The sequence below is a fragment of the Paeniglutamicibacter antarcticus genome (assembly GCF_039544305.1).
In the GTDB taxonomy this organism is placed as follows: domain Bacteria; phylum Actinomycetota; class Actinomycetes; order Actinomycetales; family Micrococcaceae; genus Paeniglutamicibacter; species Paeniglutamicibacter antarcticus_C.
The window spans coordinates 15,391-31,222 of the sequence record NZ_BAABLK010000021.1; the positions used below are offsets into that span (position 1 = coordinate 15,391).

General features: G+C 61.5%; 15 protein-coding genes and 1 pseudogene. 12 read left to right on the plus strand and 4 right to left on the minus strand.

Translation table 11 applies throughout. From position 1 onward, the window contains the following. Nucleotides 1-81 precede the first annotated feature (81 nt). From arsB to pstS, 4 genes and pseudogenes are all read left to right on the plus strand, one after another. Nucleotides 82-1,188, plus strand: a complete 1,107-nt coding sequence (gene arsB, locus ABEA12_RS04905) for an ACR3 family arsenite efflux transporter (RefSeq protein ID WP_210100665.1) — start codon at nt 82-84, stop codon at nt 1,186-1,188. Further along, nucleotides 1,185-1,505, plus strand: a pseudogene (locus ABEA12_RS04910) (arsenate reductase/protein-tyrosine-phosphatase family protein); the annotation flags it as partial. The gene arsB and the pseudogene ABEA12_RS04910, both read left to right, overlap by 4 nt. A 234-nt stretch (nt 1,506-1,739) precedes the next feature. After that, the gene (locus ABEA12_RS04915; RefSeq protein ID WP_210100667.1) at nt 1,740-1,931 is read left to right on the plus strand and encodes a hypothetical protein; all 192 of its coding nucleotides are present in this window, start codon (nt 1,740-1,742) and stop codon (nt 1,929-1,931) included. Continuing rightward, a complete protein-coding gene (pstS, locus tag ABEA12_RS04920; RefSeq protein ID WP_345466731.1) occupies nt 1,932-3,488 on the plus strand; it encodes a phosphate ABC transporter substrate-binding protein PstS in 1,557 nt (518 codons plus the stop codon). Nucleotides 3,489-3,638: 150 nt separating this feature from the next. On the opposite strand, the gene ABEA12_RS04925 is transcribed toward pstS, so the two are convergent. Together ABEA12_RS04925 and ABEA12_RS04930 are read right to left on the minus strand one after the other, a co-directional pair. Next, nucleotides 3,639-4,304, minus strand: coding sequence for a potassium channel family protein (locus ABEA12_RS04925; RefSeq protein WP_210102535.1), 666 nt, complete (start codon nt 4,302-4,304; stop codon nt 3,639-3,641). Between the two features lie 25 nt (nt 4,305-4,329). Further along, complete coding sequence (locus tag ABEA12_RS04930; RefSeq protein ID WP_345466755.1) at nt 4,330-5,685, minus strand: TrkH family potassium uptake protein; 1,356 nt, start codon at nt 5,683-5,685, stop codon at nt 4,330-4,332. A gap of 286 nt (nt 5,686-5,971) precedes the next feature. On the opposite strand from ABEA12_RS04930, the gene ABEA12_RS04935 reads away from it, so the two are divergent. Further along, a complete protein-coding gene (locus ABEA12_RS04935) occupies nt 5,972-6,100 on the plus strand; it encodes a hypothetical protein (protein WP_345466737.1) in 129 nt (42 codons plus the stop codon). 120 nt (nt 6,101-6,220) lie between these two features. Here the strand turns inward: ABEA12_RS04935 and ABEA12_RS04940 are convergent, their stop codons facing one another. Both ABEA12_RS04940 and ABEA12_RS04945 read right to left on the minus strand, forming a co-directional pair. Continuing rightward, nucleotides 6,221-7,105: a uracil-DNA glycosylase family protein gene (locus tag ABEA12_RS04940; protein WP_345466740.1), complete on the minus strand. Its 885-nt coding sequence runs from the start codon at nt 7,103-7,105 to the stop codon at nt 6,221-6,223. 134 nt (nt 7,106-7,239) lie between these two features. Continuing rightward, a complete protein-coding gene (locus tag ABEA12_RS04945; protein WP_210100670.1) occupies nt 7,240-7,890 on the minus strand; it encodes a uracil-DNA glycosylase family protein in 651 nt (216 codons plus the stop codon). A gap of 1,187 nt (nt 7,891-9,077) precedes the next feature. On the opposite strand from ABEA12_RS04945, the gene rpsP reads away from it, so the two are divergent. From rpsP to ABEA12_RS04980, 7 genes are all read left to right on the plus strand, one after another. Beyond that, a complete protein-coding gene (gene rpsP, locus ABEA12_RS04950; RefSeq protein ID WP_210100671.1) occupies nt 9,078-9,482 on the plus strand; it encodes a 30S ribosomal protein S16 in 405 nt (134 codons plus the stop codon). Nucleotides 9,483-9,485: 3 nt separating this feature from the next. Further along, nucleotides 9,486-9,725 carry an RNA-binding protein gene (locus ABEA12_RS04955; RefSeq protein WP_210100672.1) on the plus strand — a complete coding sequence of 80 codons (240 nt, stop codon included), beginning with the start codon at nt 9,486-9,488 and terminating at the stop codon, nt 9,723-9,725. Between the two features lie 241 nt (nt 9,726-9,966). Next, nucleotides 9,967-10,503, plus strand: a complete 537-nt coding sequence (gene rimM, locus ABEA12_RS04960) for a ribosome maturation factor RimM (RefSeq protein WP_210100673.1) — start codon at nt 9,967-9,969, stop codon at nt 10,501-10,503. 5 nt (nt 10,504-10,508) lie between these two features. Then, nucleotides 10,509-11,321, plus strand: coding sequence for a tRNA (guanosine(37)-N1)-methyltransferase TrmD (gene trmD / locus ABEA12_RS04965; protein WP_210100674.1), 813 nt, complete (start codon nt 10,509-10,511; stop codon nt 11,319-11,321). A gap of 279 nt (nt 11,322-11,600) precedes the next feature. After that, nucleotides 11,601-11,960: a 50S ribosomal protein L19 gene (gene rplS / locus ABEA12_RS04970; RefSeq protein ID WP_210100675.1), complete on the plus strand. Its 360-nt coding sequence runs from the start codon at nt 11,601-11,603 to the stop codon at nt 11,958-11,960. A gap of 60 nt (nt 11,961-12,020) precedes the next feature. Further along, nucleotides 12,021-12,674: a signal peptidase I gene (lepB, locus tag ABEA12_RS04975; protein WP_345466747.1), complete on the plus strand. Its 654-nt coding sequence runs from the start codon at nt 12,021-12,023 to the stop codon at nt 12,672-12,674. A gap of 1,169 nt (nt 12,675-13,843) precedes the next feature. Then, nucleotides 13,844-15,832: hypothetical protein (locus tag ABEA12_RS04980; RefSeq protein WP_345466750.1), on the plus strand; the 1,989-nt coding region annotated here is incomplete at its 3' end.

Below are 15,832 nucleotides of genomic sequence, written 5' to 3' on the forward strand. Positions count from 1 at the left end.
CCTCGCAATCCTGGTGCCCGACGATGGCAGATTGACATCCATCGATATGTGCAACCATACTCGATGCATCGACACCCGTCGATGTCTGTCTTCCCTGGAGAACCACCCGTGAACCCCAACACCGCGCCCGCCGGCGCCAAGGCACTCACCGCCAAGCTCTCCACCCTGGATCGTTACCTGGCCCTGTGGATCCTGGTGGCCATGGCCGTGGGGCTCTCACTGGGCAGGCTGGTTCCCGGAATCGGGGCGGCACTTGATTCGATCCAGGTCGCAGGGATATCCCTTCCCATTGCGACGGGACTTCTGGTGATGATGTACCCGGTGCTGGCCAAGGTCCGCTACAACGAGACGGGCAGGGTGCTGGGGGACAGGAAGCTGATGCTTACCTCCCTGGTGATCAACTGGGTCCTGGCACCGGCCTTCATGTTCATCCTGGCCTGGATCTTCCTGTCCGACCTTCCCGAGTACCGCACCGGGCTGATCATTGTCGGGTTGGCACGCTGCATCGCGATGGTCTTTATCTGGAACGACCTGGCCTGCGGTGACCGTGAAGCGGCAGCCGTGCTGGTGGCCATCAACTCGCTCTTCCAGGTCTTCGCCTTTGGCGCACTGGGCTGGTTCTACCTGCAGCTGCTGCCGGGCTGGCTGGGGTTGGAGAGAACCAGCGCAGTGTTCTCCTTTGTGACCATCACGCTCTCCGTGCTGGTGTTCCTGGGCATCCCGCTGGTGGCGGGGTTCCTGACCCGCACGCTGGGCGAAAAAGCCAAGGGCCGCCAATGGTATGAAGGCACTTTCCTGCCGAGGATCGGACCCTGGGCGCTCTATGGGTTGCTCTTCACCATCGTGGTGCTCTTTGCACTGCAGGGGCAGAACATCGCCGCCGCACCCTTTGATGTGCTGCGCATAGCACTGCCGCTGCTTGTCTATTTCGTGGTGGTCTTCGGGGTCTCGATGCTCGTGGGCCGCGGCTTGGGACTGGGGTACGAACGCACCACGACCCTGGCCTTCACCGCGGCCAGCAACAACTTCGAATTGGCCATTGCCGTGGCCATCGCGACCTTCGGGGTCACCAGCGGACAGGCCCTTGCCGGAGTTGTGGGCCCGCTGATCGAGGTGCCGTTGCTGATCGGGCTGGTCTATGTCGCGCTCTATTCGCGCAAGTTCTTTCCCGTGAGGATCCAGGCATGAACCATAAACCCGTCGTCCTGTTCGTCTGCGTGCACAATGCCGGACGCTCTCAAATGGCAGCCGCGATGCTTCAGAACCTCTCGGCCCGGGCGATCGATGTCCGCTCCGCAGGCTCGACACCCGCCGACGCGGTGAATCCCGCAGCGATCCAGGCGATGAAGGAAGTGCGCATCGACATCACTGCCGAGGTCCCCCAGATCATGGGCCCGCAGGCAGTGAAGGCCGCGGATCTCGTGATCACCATGGGTTGCGGGGACAGCTGTCCGGTCTTTGAAGGAACCCGCTACGAAGACTGGGCGCTTGATGACGCCGCCGGCTAAGGCCTCGAAGCAGTCCGCCTAATCCGCGACGAGAGCCTCATCGTCCGGCTCCGGCAGAAGCACCCCGAAACCACGATCCTGTGGGGCCTTCGCTCAACCGCCAACCCCATCAGGCTCTACGGTGGCGGGCCCGCCGACCAGCTGCCGGCCCGCGGACAACTGGGCACCAGCCTTCGTCGTTTCGTCGAAAACGCCTCGGTCAACGCCCTGGAAGCGGGTCAACGGCTGGGTGTGAAGCTGGCCGATTCCCGGAGCCTGATCGTGGACCGGCTGGTGCCGGCCACCGGCTTCCGCCCGGATCATTCACTGCTCCGTCAGTTGCGCCTGGACCTGGACCACGTGGTGGAGGCCCCTCGCGGGCTCGGCCCGCACATCGACCCCGAGTTCCACAGCTGCGGAACCGTCACGGCACACGGGGCGTAGGTGCTTTCCCACCCGGAGCCTGACTTCTACATCGCGGGCATGAGGAGCTACGGGCGGGCCCCGACGTTCCTCATGGCCACCGGCTACGAGCAGGTTCGCTCCATCGCCGCCGCACTGTCCGGTGACCGCATAGGCGCAGACCCGGTTCAACTCCCGCTTCCGGAGACCGGGGTCTGTTCCACAGAGATCGCCGGTTCCTGCGACGAACCGGTGGCAGATGCCGTTCCGGAGGACTCATGCCGCGCCACCGTGACCCGGCACGGGCACACCCGGCTTGCCGGTGCCCCGGGGGAAATAACGGACCAAAAATCCGATTCGCCGGTGCGCGGATTCGGGCGGTGGCAGGGGTGCGCGCTATTGTTCACTAGGTCCATGCACTGTTTTGTTTCCCAGGAGGATTCCTTGCCGCACCAGGCGAAAACCCGACTTCACGTACGCATTCCCCGTTCGCGGGCGCTGAGCAAGGGGATCGCTGTGGCCGTCGGTGCGGGGCTACTGCTCACCGGGTGCGGTGCCGACTACCCGCTGGGCGAGGCCCAGCGACATGCCGCCGAGAACAACACCTCCAACCTCGCTGGGACGCTCACGGGAGGGGGGTCAAGTGCCCAAAACTCGGCGATGAACGCCTGGACCAACGGATTCAGTACCCTGAACCCCAAGGTGCAGGTGCAATACGCCTCGGTGGGTTCGGGTGCCGGGCGGGCGGGACTGCTGGCGGGGGCCACCGAATTCGCCGGTTCCGACGCCTACCTCAAGGACGAGGAAGTGGCCCGGTCCAAGGAGGCATGCGGGCCGCAGGGTGCCATCAACATCCCCACCTACATCTCCCCGATTTCCATTGCCTTCAACCTCCCGGGCATCAAGGAACTGAACCTCGATGCGGCAACGCTGGCCAAGGTCTTCTCCGGCTCGATCACTTCATGGCGAGACCCATCGATCAAGGCGCTGAACCCCGAGGTGGCGTTGCCTGATGTTCCCATGACAGTGGTGGCCCGCTCCGATGACTCGGGAACCACGGAGAACTTCACCGACTACCTGCATGCTGCGGCCCCGAAGGACTGGAACCACGATCCCAGCGGCTCATGGCCCGGGGGCCTGGGATCCGAACAGGCCCAAGGCAACTCCGGAGTCGTCACCACGGTCTCGCGCACCTCCGGTGCCTTGACCTATGCCGATGACTCGTTGGTGGATGCCTCCCTGGGAAAGGTGAAGCTGAAGGTCGGGGATTCCTTTGTCCCGGTCAGCGGCAAGGCCGCAGCCATCGCCGTCAGTGCCTCCAAACGTGTCCCGGGCCGCCATGCCAACGACATAGCTTTGGAACTGGATCGAACCACCACCAAGCCCGGCGCCTACCCGATGGTGCTTGTCTCCTATTTCATCGTGTGCAGCGGCTACACCGATCCGAACTCCCTGGAACTCATCAAGGCCTTCGCCCAATACATCGTCAGCGACGAGGGCCAGGAAATTGCGGCCGAATCGGCCAAGAGCGCGCCGATGCCCGCTGAGCTGGCGTCGGAAGCGGCAACGGCCATCGACTCGATCACCCTGCGCCAATAGGACCCCGGTTCCCTACCCGATCCATGGGCCTGGGGGATCGGTGGCACCGACGTTGACGCGGGTCGGGGGGGGAAGGCTTGCCGGTCCTGATGGGCACCGCTTTCACCGAACGTCCGGGCCGACCCAAGGTGTGCTTGCCGGCAGCGCGCCTTAGAGCAGCGTGGCGAAACGTTCGGCCGCCGCGGTGGCGCCGGCGACGATGATCTCGTCGTCCGGGTGCAGCACCGTCGAGGTGGTGGTGTGGTCCCAGTCCTGGTTCAACGATTTCACCGCCACGATCGTGACGTGGTGCTTGGAGCGGATCCCGGTTTCCCCCAGCGCCCTGCCCACCGCTTCCTTCGGCGGACGGGTCTTGACCATGGCAAAGCCGTCGGCGAATTCGACGTAGTCCAGCATCGCGCCGCGCACCAGGTGGGCAACCCTGCGACCCATGTCCTGCTCAGGACGGATCACGTGTTCCACGCCCAGCTGCTCCAGGATCTGGCCGTGGGCCGCACTTACGGCCTTGGCCCAGATGGTTGGCGTCTTGAAACGCAACAGCAATGACGTGGTCAGGATGCTGGCCTCCAGGTCGCTGCCGATCCCGACGACGGCGCGGTCGAAATCATGCACCGAGAGCTGTCGCAACGCCTCCTCCTTGGTGGCATCGGCGCGCACCACGTGGGTGAGCCGGCCATTGAACGACTGGACGATGTCTTCGTCGTTGTCGATTCCCAGCACCTCGGTCCCGGAGGAAACCAGTTCCAGGGCCAGTGCGCCGCCGAAGCGGCCAAGCCCGATGACGACCACCGAGTTGGCCTCGGCAATGCGTTCCATGGACTTGATGTTGAATAAATGATGCTTAGCCAATGAGCGGCCTTTCTTTCGGGAATTCGTACATCACGGGTCGGGAACGCAAGGCAAGGGCCGAAGCCAGAGTCACCGGCCCGAGCCGTCCGATGAACATCAGGAAAACCAGCAGCACCTGACCGGCCGGTGGCAGGGAGGCGGTGATGCCCGTGGACAGGCCCACAGTCGCAAATGCCGAGACGGTCTCAAAGAGCAACCGGTCCAGGCCGATGTCGGTCATCAGCATCAACGCCATCGTGGATCCGGTGACCAGTCCCACCGCCAGCAGCACGATGGTGATCGCTTGGCGGTGCACCGAGCGCGAAAGCCGCTTGCCGAAGACGTTCACTGCCGCGCCGCCCTGGATCTCGGTGAACATGATGAAGAACAGCACGGCGAACGTGGTGATCTTCAATCCGCCGGCGGTGCCGGCCGGCCCGCCGCCGATGAACATGAGCATGTCCATGCCCAGCCAGGTCGCCGGATCCATGGCACCGATGTCCACGGAGTTGAATCCCGCGGTGCGGGACACGACGGACTGGAAGAAGCCGGCAAGCAGCTTGTCGGCGGTGGACAGCCCGCCAAGGACCTTGGGGTTGGCCCATTCCAAGGCGCAGATGAATGCGGTTCCGGCCGCCAGCAGCGTCAGGGTTCCGCTGATGACCAGTTTGGTGTTCATCGTCCAGTGCAATGGCCGGCGATAATGGCGTCCTAGCTCGAAGAGCACCGGAAACCCCAGGCCGCCAAGGATGATGGCGGCGGCGATCGGCAGACAGATCCAAGGATCGCCCACGAAACCCACCAGGTTGTCGCTGAACAGCGCGAACCCGGCGTTATTGAACGCGGAGACCGAATGGAAGATACCGAGCCATAGGGAGTGGCCCCACGGGTTGCCCAGGCCGATGGCGAAGCGCAGGGTCAACGCCGTAGCCACGAGCAGCTCCGTGGCGGCGGTGATCCGCAACACCCCGAACAGCACCGCGCGCACATCGCCGAAACCCGTGGTCTTGGTTTCAGCGGCCGTCTGCATCCGCGACCTCAGCCCCAGTCGCCTGGCCATCAACACCCCCAGAAGCGAGGCAAAGGACATGACGCCGAAGCCGCCGAGCTGGATCAGCACGATGATCGTCACCTGCCCGAACGGGGTCCAGAAGACGGAGGTGTCAACGACGGCCAGGCCGGTCACGCACACGGCGGAGGTGGCGGTGAACAGGGCCTCGAGGAAGCCTGAGCCGCCGGGTCCGGACTTGGCCATCGGCAGCATCAGCACAAGTGTGCCGGCGGCGATGGCGGTGCCGAATCCCAAGGCGATGGCCTGGGCCGGGTGCCGGGGGAGCAGTGCCCTGAATCTTGCTGATGCGTCGTGCATAAGTCTCAGGGTAAGCGCTGCCGGCCCAATTTCATTCATAGGGCACTTGACGTCGAGAATCCCCGCAATGGCCTGGGTGGGGCGTTCGGCTTCCGGCACCTGGCGCGGAGGGCTTTCTGGGGCTCGCCGCCCATCAGGCTTCTTGGTCAACCTCCTGCAGTGGTGCCATGAGCGGAATCGGCGGAGCCCGGCCAAATCCTCGGTGATTCAGCGTAGGCTGAGCCAGTAGGGGTACTTTCCCCTCCATCGTGGGTTTGCCGAGCAACCCCAGCTAGGACGGCACAGAATGTCGAAGTCACCGCAAAAGAGCGAAGCCAAGAAACCTGCTAAATCCATCAAGGAAAAGCGTGCTGAAAAGCGTACGAAGACCGCGGGGGATTCGAGTCCCGACCCCGTGCGCAAGGCTTCAAAGTAACCGTTAAACGGTGTGGCTAAACTAAAGGGCCACCTTGAATACATCTGAGAATGCCTGTTCGCGAAGGGGAAACCCTTGCACGAACAGGCATTCTTGTTTTCCTGCGGGGATCTATGTTTCCTAGCGGAGGCCGGCCCCGCGGTAAACACGGACCCAGGTGTCGGGGGTGACACCCAGTGCGCGGCGCTGGCCCGCAACCTCCACGGTCAGGGTCACCCGCCATTCCGGGCTTGGCTGGAAGGCCTTGAGCAGCGGGCCGTGCAGCGTTTGGTTGCCGTCGCTGACCTCGATCACCCGCTTCAGGTGTTCTGGCCCCAGGTCCTCGGCACGCACCATTGATTCGCGGCGGGGGCCGGCCGGTCCGCGAGGCGCCCGGACGATCTTGCGGGCCTCGCGCATGGCTTCGGAGCGGCGGGCAATGCGCTCCTCGCGTTGTGCGGTGGTGCCGCTCAGGGACAGCGGTGCCGGGGAGAAGCTGGGGATGGCGGTGATGCGGCTCAGCGCCTGCGGGTATTTGCGGCTCAACTTGCCCCAGAATTCCTCCGGGCCCTTGCCCATGAGGATCACGGTGCGCAGGTTGGGCACCAGACGCAACATCTTGCTCATCGGCTCGATCCCCGCGTTCATCTCGGCACCCGTCAGGCGCCCGGTGGCGCCGTCGGGCCTATACCACGGGTAGGCATTGGACAGCACGACTTCCCGGGGGTCGATTCCCGATTCCTCCAGCAGGATCGAAAGGGCCTCCGCAGAGGGGTTGTCGTCCTCGCTCGAGAGCACATCCTCATCGGCCTTGGATCGGTTTGCCGGATCCGGGGACGCTGCCAGACACAGTATGGTGGCGTCGGTGCCCCCATGGAGGGGTGCAAAGAACGGGACGGACCCGGCGTTCTCCGGGGCCATCGAGCGGAGGTCCCGGACCAGGGAATTAAGCGGTGCAACGTGTTCGGCCCACAACTCCAATTCCTGAGCGTTCTTGAATTCGGGGTCGTTCATCTTGCGCGGCATTAAGTTCTCTCATGGATCTTTCGAGGGGGTGGTGCTTCAAGCATGGCATGGCCCGCTGCCGAAACCGTATCCGGGGTGACCCGAGATATTCGGCACCACCGGGTGCAACTGCCGCCTATTGTTTCTTGTCCGTGTCACGGCAGGCAGTGGTTGCGAGCTACCTGCCTGGTTTCCCCGAGGCGTGCGGCGATGTCCGACCAGACACGTTTTTGTTCATCCCTGTCAACGGTGCGCTTGGCGCCCAGGGGGTGCAGCGAGCGCACGATCCGCAACTCCGGGTAGGCGGAGCGTAAATCCGGAAGCACCGCGTCGGCCGCGTCCTGGGCCATGCGACCCAGGAGCAAAAGCATCTTCAGGTCCACCATCAGGCCCATGACCTGCATCAGTGCTTGGCCGCCCTCGAGCGACTGCCGGGGTGTCAGCTTGCGCTTGGGATCCTTACGGGGCCACGGGTAGCCGTTCCAGTGGCAAAGATCGCCCGGGTCGATATTGAACTCGGTCATCAAGTGGCGTTGGCGATCCGCCGCACGGTCGGGGCTTCTGACACACATGAAAGTTGTCTCCTCACGTGGCTCACCGGCGTCGTTGAGCACGACTAGCGCCGGGGCATCGATCCCTCCATGCCACGGAGCCGCAAACGGAAGTCGAAGTCCGCCCTTGGCGGCGCCAAGGCCGAGAATCAGTTCGTTCAGGGGAGCTACGTGGGCCTCTGTCATTCCTTCCCGCTGTTCTTCCCAGAACGGGTCATGGGGCTGCGCGCGTTTCCAGTTGTCTGCCGACGCCATGGAAGCTCCTCGAATTTCACTGGGTCCCTGTTTCCGGAAGCCTCCGGGGGAGAGACCGAATATACCAACTCCCGGTACCCCGAACTAGCTGGAAACTGTCGCTGACTTGGCTGCTGCCTGATTCGTGAGGGGGAAATACCAAGGGCCGCAAGTCCCGGCCCATGAACATAATCACGAACAGAGTCCCGCAGGCAGTACACGCAATGTCCGGACACCGGGGATTCCATCTGCCGGGGGACCGTGGAACCTTGCGCCGGTGAATGCGTTCCGGGCCATTTGGTCACCTTGACTGAAGAGCGATCCCCGGCAAAGGCGGCCTGTAGCGGCGAGCACCCATTTTCTGGCCGGGATTTCCCCACGGCCGGGTACCGCTTGATCGCCAACGGGGGTCTTCACCGCAGGCCGTCGTGCATATTTCCGGCCCTGCGGGATCACGCCCAGCTATCAGGGGGTGGGACGAGGGAGTCTGCCCAGGTTCCGGGGGCGCGAGCGTGGCTAGTTGCACATCGCGCCATGGCCAGTGTGAGCCATGACTAATAGGCGGAAGTCATCGCCAGGAACCAATCACGTATTTTTGCGGAGGCAGCAAGATTGTTCGGAGCCCTCGGTTTTCCTTTCGCAGATGCCACCAACGACCAGATCGCCCGTCTCTTCCTGGGAAAGCGCAAGATCGAAGCAGCTGACCGACATGCGAAGCAGCGGCGACAACACTTCATGCGCATGCTCAGGGTTGGTTTACGGCGCGCTGGGTCGATGGCTTGCCTGCCCCGATAAAATTCCCGATCGTTAGTATCGATTTCCTCCTGGCCAGGAGACGGAGACCGAAAGGTGCCACCAAGGTGAAACATCCCGCGGACACTGCAAGGAAATTCAGCAATCCGGCGACATCGAGGTCCATCCGTTGTACTTCCAAGGAAGCCCGCAACAACGACGGTTCGATTGAAACACTGCCGCATCGCGCAGCTGAGTGCCTCGTCGAAAGGCATCGTCACTCGGGCGGAATCGTGCATGCTTTGGAAGTGGTCCGCATCGGTGGATCTTTCTGGCATAATGGTCAGGTACTCGATTTGAAGTGGCCCCTCTCTCCGCCTCGGATCCTGTCCTTTTGAAGACCTGCAGTACGGCCCGCCCCACGGGTGCAGAAACAGGACTTCGCACATGTTGAGAAAACAGGAGTGACCACTACCGTGGCCGTTAAAATTCGTCTGAAGCGTTTCGGCAAGATTCGCGCCCCTTACTACCGCATCGTCGTCATGGATGCTCGCGCCAAGCGCGACGGCCGTGCCATCGAAGAAATCGGCAAGTACCACCCGACCGAAGAGCCTTCGTTCATCGAGGTCAAATCAGAGCGCGCGCAGTACTGGCTCTCCGTTGGCGCACAGCCGACCGAGCAGGTTGCCGCTCTCTTGAAGATCACCGGTGACTGGCAGAAGTTCAAGGGCATCGAAGGCCAGGAAGGCACCTTGAGGACCAAGGAAGCCAAGGCCGAGTTCGTTGTTCCGGAGAAGAGCTCGGTCATCCTGCCCGAGGCCATCACCAAGAAGGCCGAAAAGCCTGCTGAGGTTGAGGCAGAAGCAACCGAGGCTGAGTAACCAGTGCTCGTTGATGCGCTGGATCACCTGGTACGTGGCATCGTAGACACCCCCGAGGACGTGCAGGTCGCGTTGAAGGGCAACCGTCGCGGTGACATCCTTGAGGTGCGAGTGCACCCCGAGGATCTCGGACGTGTCATTGGCCGTCAGGGCCGCACCGCCAAGGCGTTGCGGACCGTGGTTGGCGCACTGGCCGAGGAGCCGATTCGTGTAGACGTTGTCGACACGGACCGTCGCCGGTAGCCAGCCTCACCACACATTTTTTGTGTAGCTTTGGTCCCACGATCCATACCGGATCGTGGGACCAAAGTGGCTTAAGGGCTAAAAACAGAAACTGCCGAAGGCTGGACGGAATAGCCAACGCTCAACTCGCACGTAAGCTTGAACCAAGAAAAGTGCCTCCGGGGAATACCCATGTCCACGGGAGGCACGCCCCGTCGGGTGATGCCGGCAATCCACCGATTCTTAATCAAGGAGAAAACGCATGCGCCTCCAGGTCGCCCGCATTGGCAAACCGCACGGCATCCGCGGCGAGGTGACGGTCCAGGTGCTCACCGACGCCCCGGAGGACAGGTTTGTTCCCGGTACGGTGTTCGAGGTTGAGCACCCCACGATCACTACCCTTACCGTTGAGGGCGCTCGCTGGAACAAGGACATCCTGCTGCTGGCCTTCGAAGAGCTCCTTGACCGGAATGTCGCTGAAACCATCCGCGGTGCCAAGCTCTTCATCGACACCGAAGAGGTTGAGGACAACAGCGAGGGCTGGTACGAGCACGAACTCGTGGACCTCGAGGCCCGGGTGGAAGACAAGGTCGTCGGAAAGGTTCGAGCCCTGCGCACCAACGCGGCCCAAGACCTATTGGTTGTTGAAGCGACCGACGGTGAAGAGTTCTTTGTGCCGTTCGTCGAGGACATCGTCCCTGTAGTCAATGTCGAGGGCGGCTACATCATCCTTACCCCGCCACCGGGGCTCTTCGACGTCAACCGCGAAGACAGCGACGCCGCGGACAAGGACGCCTAGGCACCATGCGCATCGATGTCGTCTCCATCTTTCCGGAGTACCTGGCGGCCCTTGACCTTTCGCTGATCGGCAAGGCCCGGCGGGAGAACCTGCTGGACTTGAGCGTGCATGACTTGCGCGACTTCACCCATGACCGCCATCGCACCGTTGACGACACCCCTTATGGCGGCGGTGCCGGGATGGTCATGAAGCCCGGACCGTGGGGTTCCGCCCTTTCGCGCATTGCCGCCGAATCCCCGGTCACCGGAGCCATGGTGGACAAACCCATACTGATCGTTCCCGCGCCGGCCGGCGCGGTGTTCGACCAGCAGATGGCCTACGATCTCGCCACGGCCCCGCACCTGGTCTTCGCCTGCGGCCGGTACGAGGGAATCGACGAACGCGTGCTCGAACACGCCGAAGAGGACTTTGATGTCCGCCCGGTATCCATCGGGGACTATGTGCTCAACGGGGGAGAAGTTGCCGTTCTGGCCATGGTCGAGGCAATCGGCCGGTTGATACCCGGGGTCATCGGCAATCCGGAATCGCTGGTTGAGGAATCCCACTCCGACGGACTGCTCGAATACCCTGTGTACACCAAGCCAGGATCGTGGGAAGGCCGCGAAGTCCCGGAGGTCCTGCTCTCGGGAAACCATAACAAGATCGCCCGCTTCCGCCGCAATAAGCAACTCGAGCGTACCGCTGCCCGCCGTCCGGACCTGATTGTGGAGCTGGATCCGGCCACACTGAACCGGCACGACCGCGACACCCTCTGGCACAACGGATTTGCCGTCGTTGAGGGACACATCGTTCCCAAGAGCGAGATGCCCCAGGAGTAAGTGAAGGACCGAGGCCTGGCCCACGTGAGCAGGGCCACTGGCTAAAATACTGACTTGGCCGCGATTTGTGGCAAACTAGGTTCTTGGGTCTACTGGGTTCTGCTCCTGCCGCAGGGGGAACGAGTCAACAGTTGGACCAGCCGTCGATCCGCAAACGGATTACGGTACCAAGCTTCGGACCGTCACATCTTTTCTTTGGTGCACTCGTGCGCCTCAAGGAAAAATTATGGTCCGTGTCTAAGGTAGGTGACCTGCGGCGTCTATCTAGGAGATGCATTCATGCATATTCTCGACTCAGTCGATGCAGCCTCGCTGCGCAACGATGTTCCTGACTTCCGCCCGGGCGATACCGTCAAGGTCCACGTCAACATCATCGAAGGCAAGAACTCCCGTGTCCAGGTATTCCAGGGCTTCGTCCTTGGCCGCCAAGGCCGCGGTGTGGGCGAAACCTTCACCGTTCGCAAGGTCTCCTTCGGTGTCGGCGTAGAGCGTACCTTCCCGGTGCACTCCCCGATCCTGGACAAGATCGAATTGGTTTCCCGCGGTGATGTTCGCCGTGCGAAGCTGTTCTACATGCGCGATCGCCACGGCAAGGCCGCGAAGATCCGCGAAAAGCGCGACTTCAAGACTGCCAAGTAGCAAGAAAAACGAGAGCCTCCTTCCACATGGCCTTTGGTGCGGAATGGAAGGGGAACCATCGTGGATCGATCTACTGAATCGGACGATTTGTCCGCTTCGACGAAGCGCCGGACCCGTTCGCGGGCCTGGCGCTTTGTCGTTGGTGCCATTGTCGCTGCGGCGGTGATCACGCTTGTCGTGCGTGCCACCGTCATAGACTTCTTCTACATTGGTTCCACCTCGATGGAATCAACCCTTAACCCCGGCGAGGGATTGCTGGTCAACAAGCTTGCCTATGCCGATGCCGAGATCAAGCGCGGCGATGTCGTCCTCTTCGACGGCCGTGGCTCGTTCCTGCCTTACGAACGTCCCGGTGTGCTGGATTCCTTGGCGTGGGCCCTGCGTTTGGCCGGCAATGACTCCGTGTACGTCAAGAGGGTCATCGGGGTCGGCGGTGACACCGTAGGCTGTTGCGGGCCCGATGGGAGACTGAGCGTCAACGGTGTCCAACTGCAGGAACCTTACATCTACACCGGGGACAAGCCCCGCGACCTGGAATTCCATGTGAAGGTCCCCGAAGGACGCCTATGGGTGATGGGCGACCATCGTTCGGTCTCCGAGGACTCCAGAGCACTCCTGGGTGCACCTGGCGGAGGAATGATCGCCAAAGACCGTGTCATCGGAAAGGTCACCGACGTGATCTGGCCTCTGGACAGCAACCGCGGCATCGAATAGCCGGCCGCCGGCCAGAGCCCAATGCCATGCAGCCCTATCGGCCGCGAGGCGTTGGGTTGATTTGGTTCCCCCTTGCTGTCTCCCGAAGTGTTTGGTGGTTGGACAGGGCCGGCCATCAACGCGTGGCCGGTGTGTCGATCAGCCAAAATGCCACTTGCGGGCTTCGCGTTGCTGTTCCAACCCACGTGTGGCGCTTGCTTGCAGGAGTCGCTTAGAAGACCATTTCACGGCGCCGGATTTCCAACGCTGATTTGCCGATGGTGGGGTTGCTCTAGTTAATAGGCAGTAAGGAACAGACGCGGTTCCGAAAATCGTCTTTTCCACCTGTTTGTGTTGGGTCCACTAAGACCTGAAGCGGCTGTGAAAATGGTTACTAAGTACGAATTAGTTTCCGGACGGAAAGAGTCCAGGAAGGACTCGTTCACCGCTGAATGGTGAACCGGCAATAGCGATGCGCCCACGAAACACACGTCCCGGTGACGGTTCGACCCTTTTGCAGCATCGTTTTGTGCGGAAACTCTATAGCGGTGATCGTCCCAATGAGTCTTTTTTGCACATGGCAGACGACGTCGTACATCGAAATCTTTCGGATGGAGGGCAGCGGACACGAGGGTCATCGCTGAAGAATGCAATTCGTTCTTCATTGCCGGATGCCGGAGCTCCTTCAACCTTGCCAGTTAGCGAAAGGAACTCGTCCGGAAAAATGAAACTTGGATAGCAGCGTGAACTCTTAGACAGCCGCATGTCGATTCGGCTCTGGATCAGAATAGTTCTAGCTGATATTTGTATCTACCTGTGATTCTCAGCGTTTCGGTGCATCGGCATAGAATGTTACTGCCTGAGGACCTGGCTGCAGTTAGGGCGGAATTCGCCCAAGTGACGCACCTGCCGATGAAGGATTTCGACTCGGGCGTGTCGGGCGCCGTAGGGATGGTTTCAATCCGACGGCATCCCCGGCTTCACGCGGATGAGGAGCGGAGTGCTTGATGTGTCAATATACGCATTGGGTGGAGATTAACGCCTACTGCATTTGATTGGGCATATCTACACGGGTTAGGGTTTCTTTTTGGTAACACTCATTGCTCGCAGTATGCCCGATCGGTTGTCCCCAACGACACGCATGGCGCAGAAAATGCGAGATACCACACCTTGAACTGGGAGAACTCTATATGCACGATTCATCACGTGCTCTACTAAAGCGGGGCAGCATCGCCGCCGCGACCACGGCGCTGGTCATCGGAAGCAGCTTCGCGGCTGCACCGGCAATTGCCACCGCCACGGCCACCCCTGAGCCCGCACCGTCGGAAAGCTCAGCTGCACCCACCGTGGAAGCGTCGGACGAGTCGGGCAAGGCAGCCTTGCCAAGCGGTCTCGAGGAGGCCGTGGAACGCGATCTTGGAATCACTCTCGAGGAGTTCTACAAGAACGGTGAGCTCAGCTCCGTTGTTGAAACCCTTACCAAGGAATTGAAGCAGGCGAAGCTTGAAGCCGACTTTGAAATTGCTGACAGCAAGATCAACGTCGCCGTTGCAGCCACTTCCCTTGAAGCTGTTACCGAGAAGCTCGAGGAACTCACCAAGGACACCGATGTTGAGTTGAACATCGTTGAAGAGCCGAAGGTTGAAGCATCCAAGGCTCCCAAGGAAAACATCCAGGACGCAGCTCCGTCGAAGCTCTCGGTCGTCGAGAGCCCCAAGACCGAAGCCAAGCCCAAGGCTGAGGCTGAGCCAAAGACCGTGGTGAGCAAGAAGGCCCAGCCCAAGAACGTTGATGAGCTGCTCAAGGCTTACGCAGCAAGCGTGGAGCCGAAAGCTGTCTCACAGCTACAGGCCGTCATGAAGACCACCGGTAACAAGTTCGTTATTCGTACCGGCGGTGCAGCCAAGGTTGAAAGCCGTGGCGCCAAGGCATCAGCAACGAGCACCGGCGACAAGTTGACTCCCCAGCAATTTGCCGAGCAGTTCACCACAGTCACCATCGAAAAGGCCGAAGGCCCGGCAAAGTCGGCTGCGGCCAACGATGTTCTCGGTGGCATGGGCTACGGAGCTCCGACCGGCGGCGGTAACTATTCGGTTTGCTCGATCGGGTTCACGGGCTTTAACAAGAGTGGCGCCGATGCCGCGATCTCGGCTGGACACTGTGCCAAGGACGGCGGCATCACAGATGTCATGCTCTTGGAGCACGACGCACCGAACGACTTCGTCGGTCCCGGTGAAGACTTGGGGACCTTCGGGTTCTCGCAGTTCGGAGGCCCGAACAACTCGCCCGTGACTGGCCTAAAGACCGCCCCGACGGTAAATGATCTCGGCAACGTCGGCACGGACATTTCCGTTGTCGATGACATCAATAAGGACCTGGACCTCAAAGCTCTTGTGACCCAGTGGAAGACGGGCGCCGATGAGCGTGAATCCGGCACCAACGTGACCGGTGTGGCCCCTGCTGTCATCGGCGCCAACATCTGCAAGTCCGGCCGGACCACCGGATGGACCTGCGGCGACGTTGACGAAGTGGGTATCTTCATCGTTGGCGGAACAGACATCGAAAACGATCCCGACGACGTTCGTGGCGTCCGGGGCTTCGGTATAGCCAACCCCATCGTGGATGGCGAATACACCAAGGCATTCCAGGGTGACTCCGGCGGTTCCGCCATTGCCGGTGGCAACGCCGTCGGCGTTACCAGCGCAATCTCCGATACCAAGGGTGGCCGCGCTTACTTCACCGACATCGAGGACGGGCTGGACCATACCGAGGGTTACTCCATCGCGTTGTTCCTGAACGCTCCGGCTGTCACCTCGCCGTCAAACGGTGCTGAGGTTGACGCGGAAGCTACGATTTCCGGCACCGTAGCTGATGCCCCGTCTGGTTCGAAGGTCAAGGTCGTTGCAGGCGGAAAGACTCAGACCGTTGCAGTCGAAGCAGACAAGTTCAGCTTCAAGGCACCCGCCACAGCAGGTAAGTACGACTTCACCCTTCAGACGATCAACGGCTTCAACAAGTCTTCGATCACTAAGGGTTCGGTCGTAGTAGTTGTTGAGCCGACCACTGCGCCGACTGAGCCGACCACTGCGCCGACTGAGCCGACCACTGCGCCGACTGAGCCGACCACTGCGCCGACTGAGCCGACCACTGCGCCGACTGAGCCGACCACTGCGCCGACT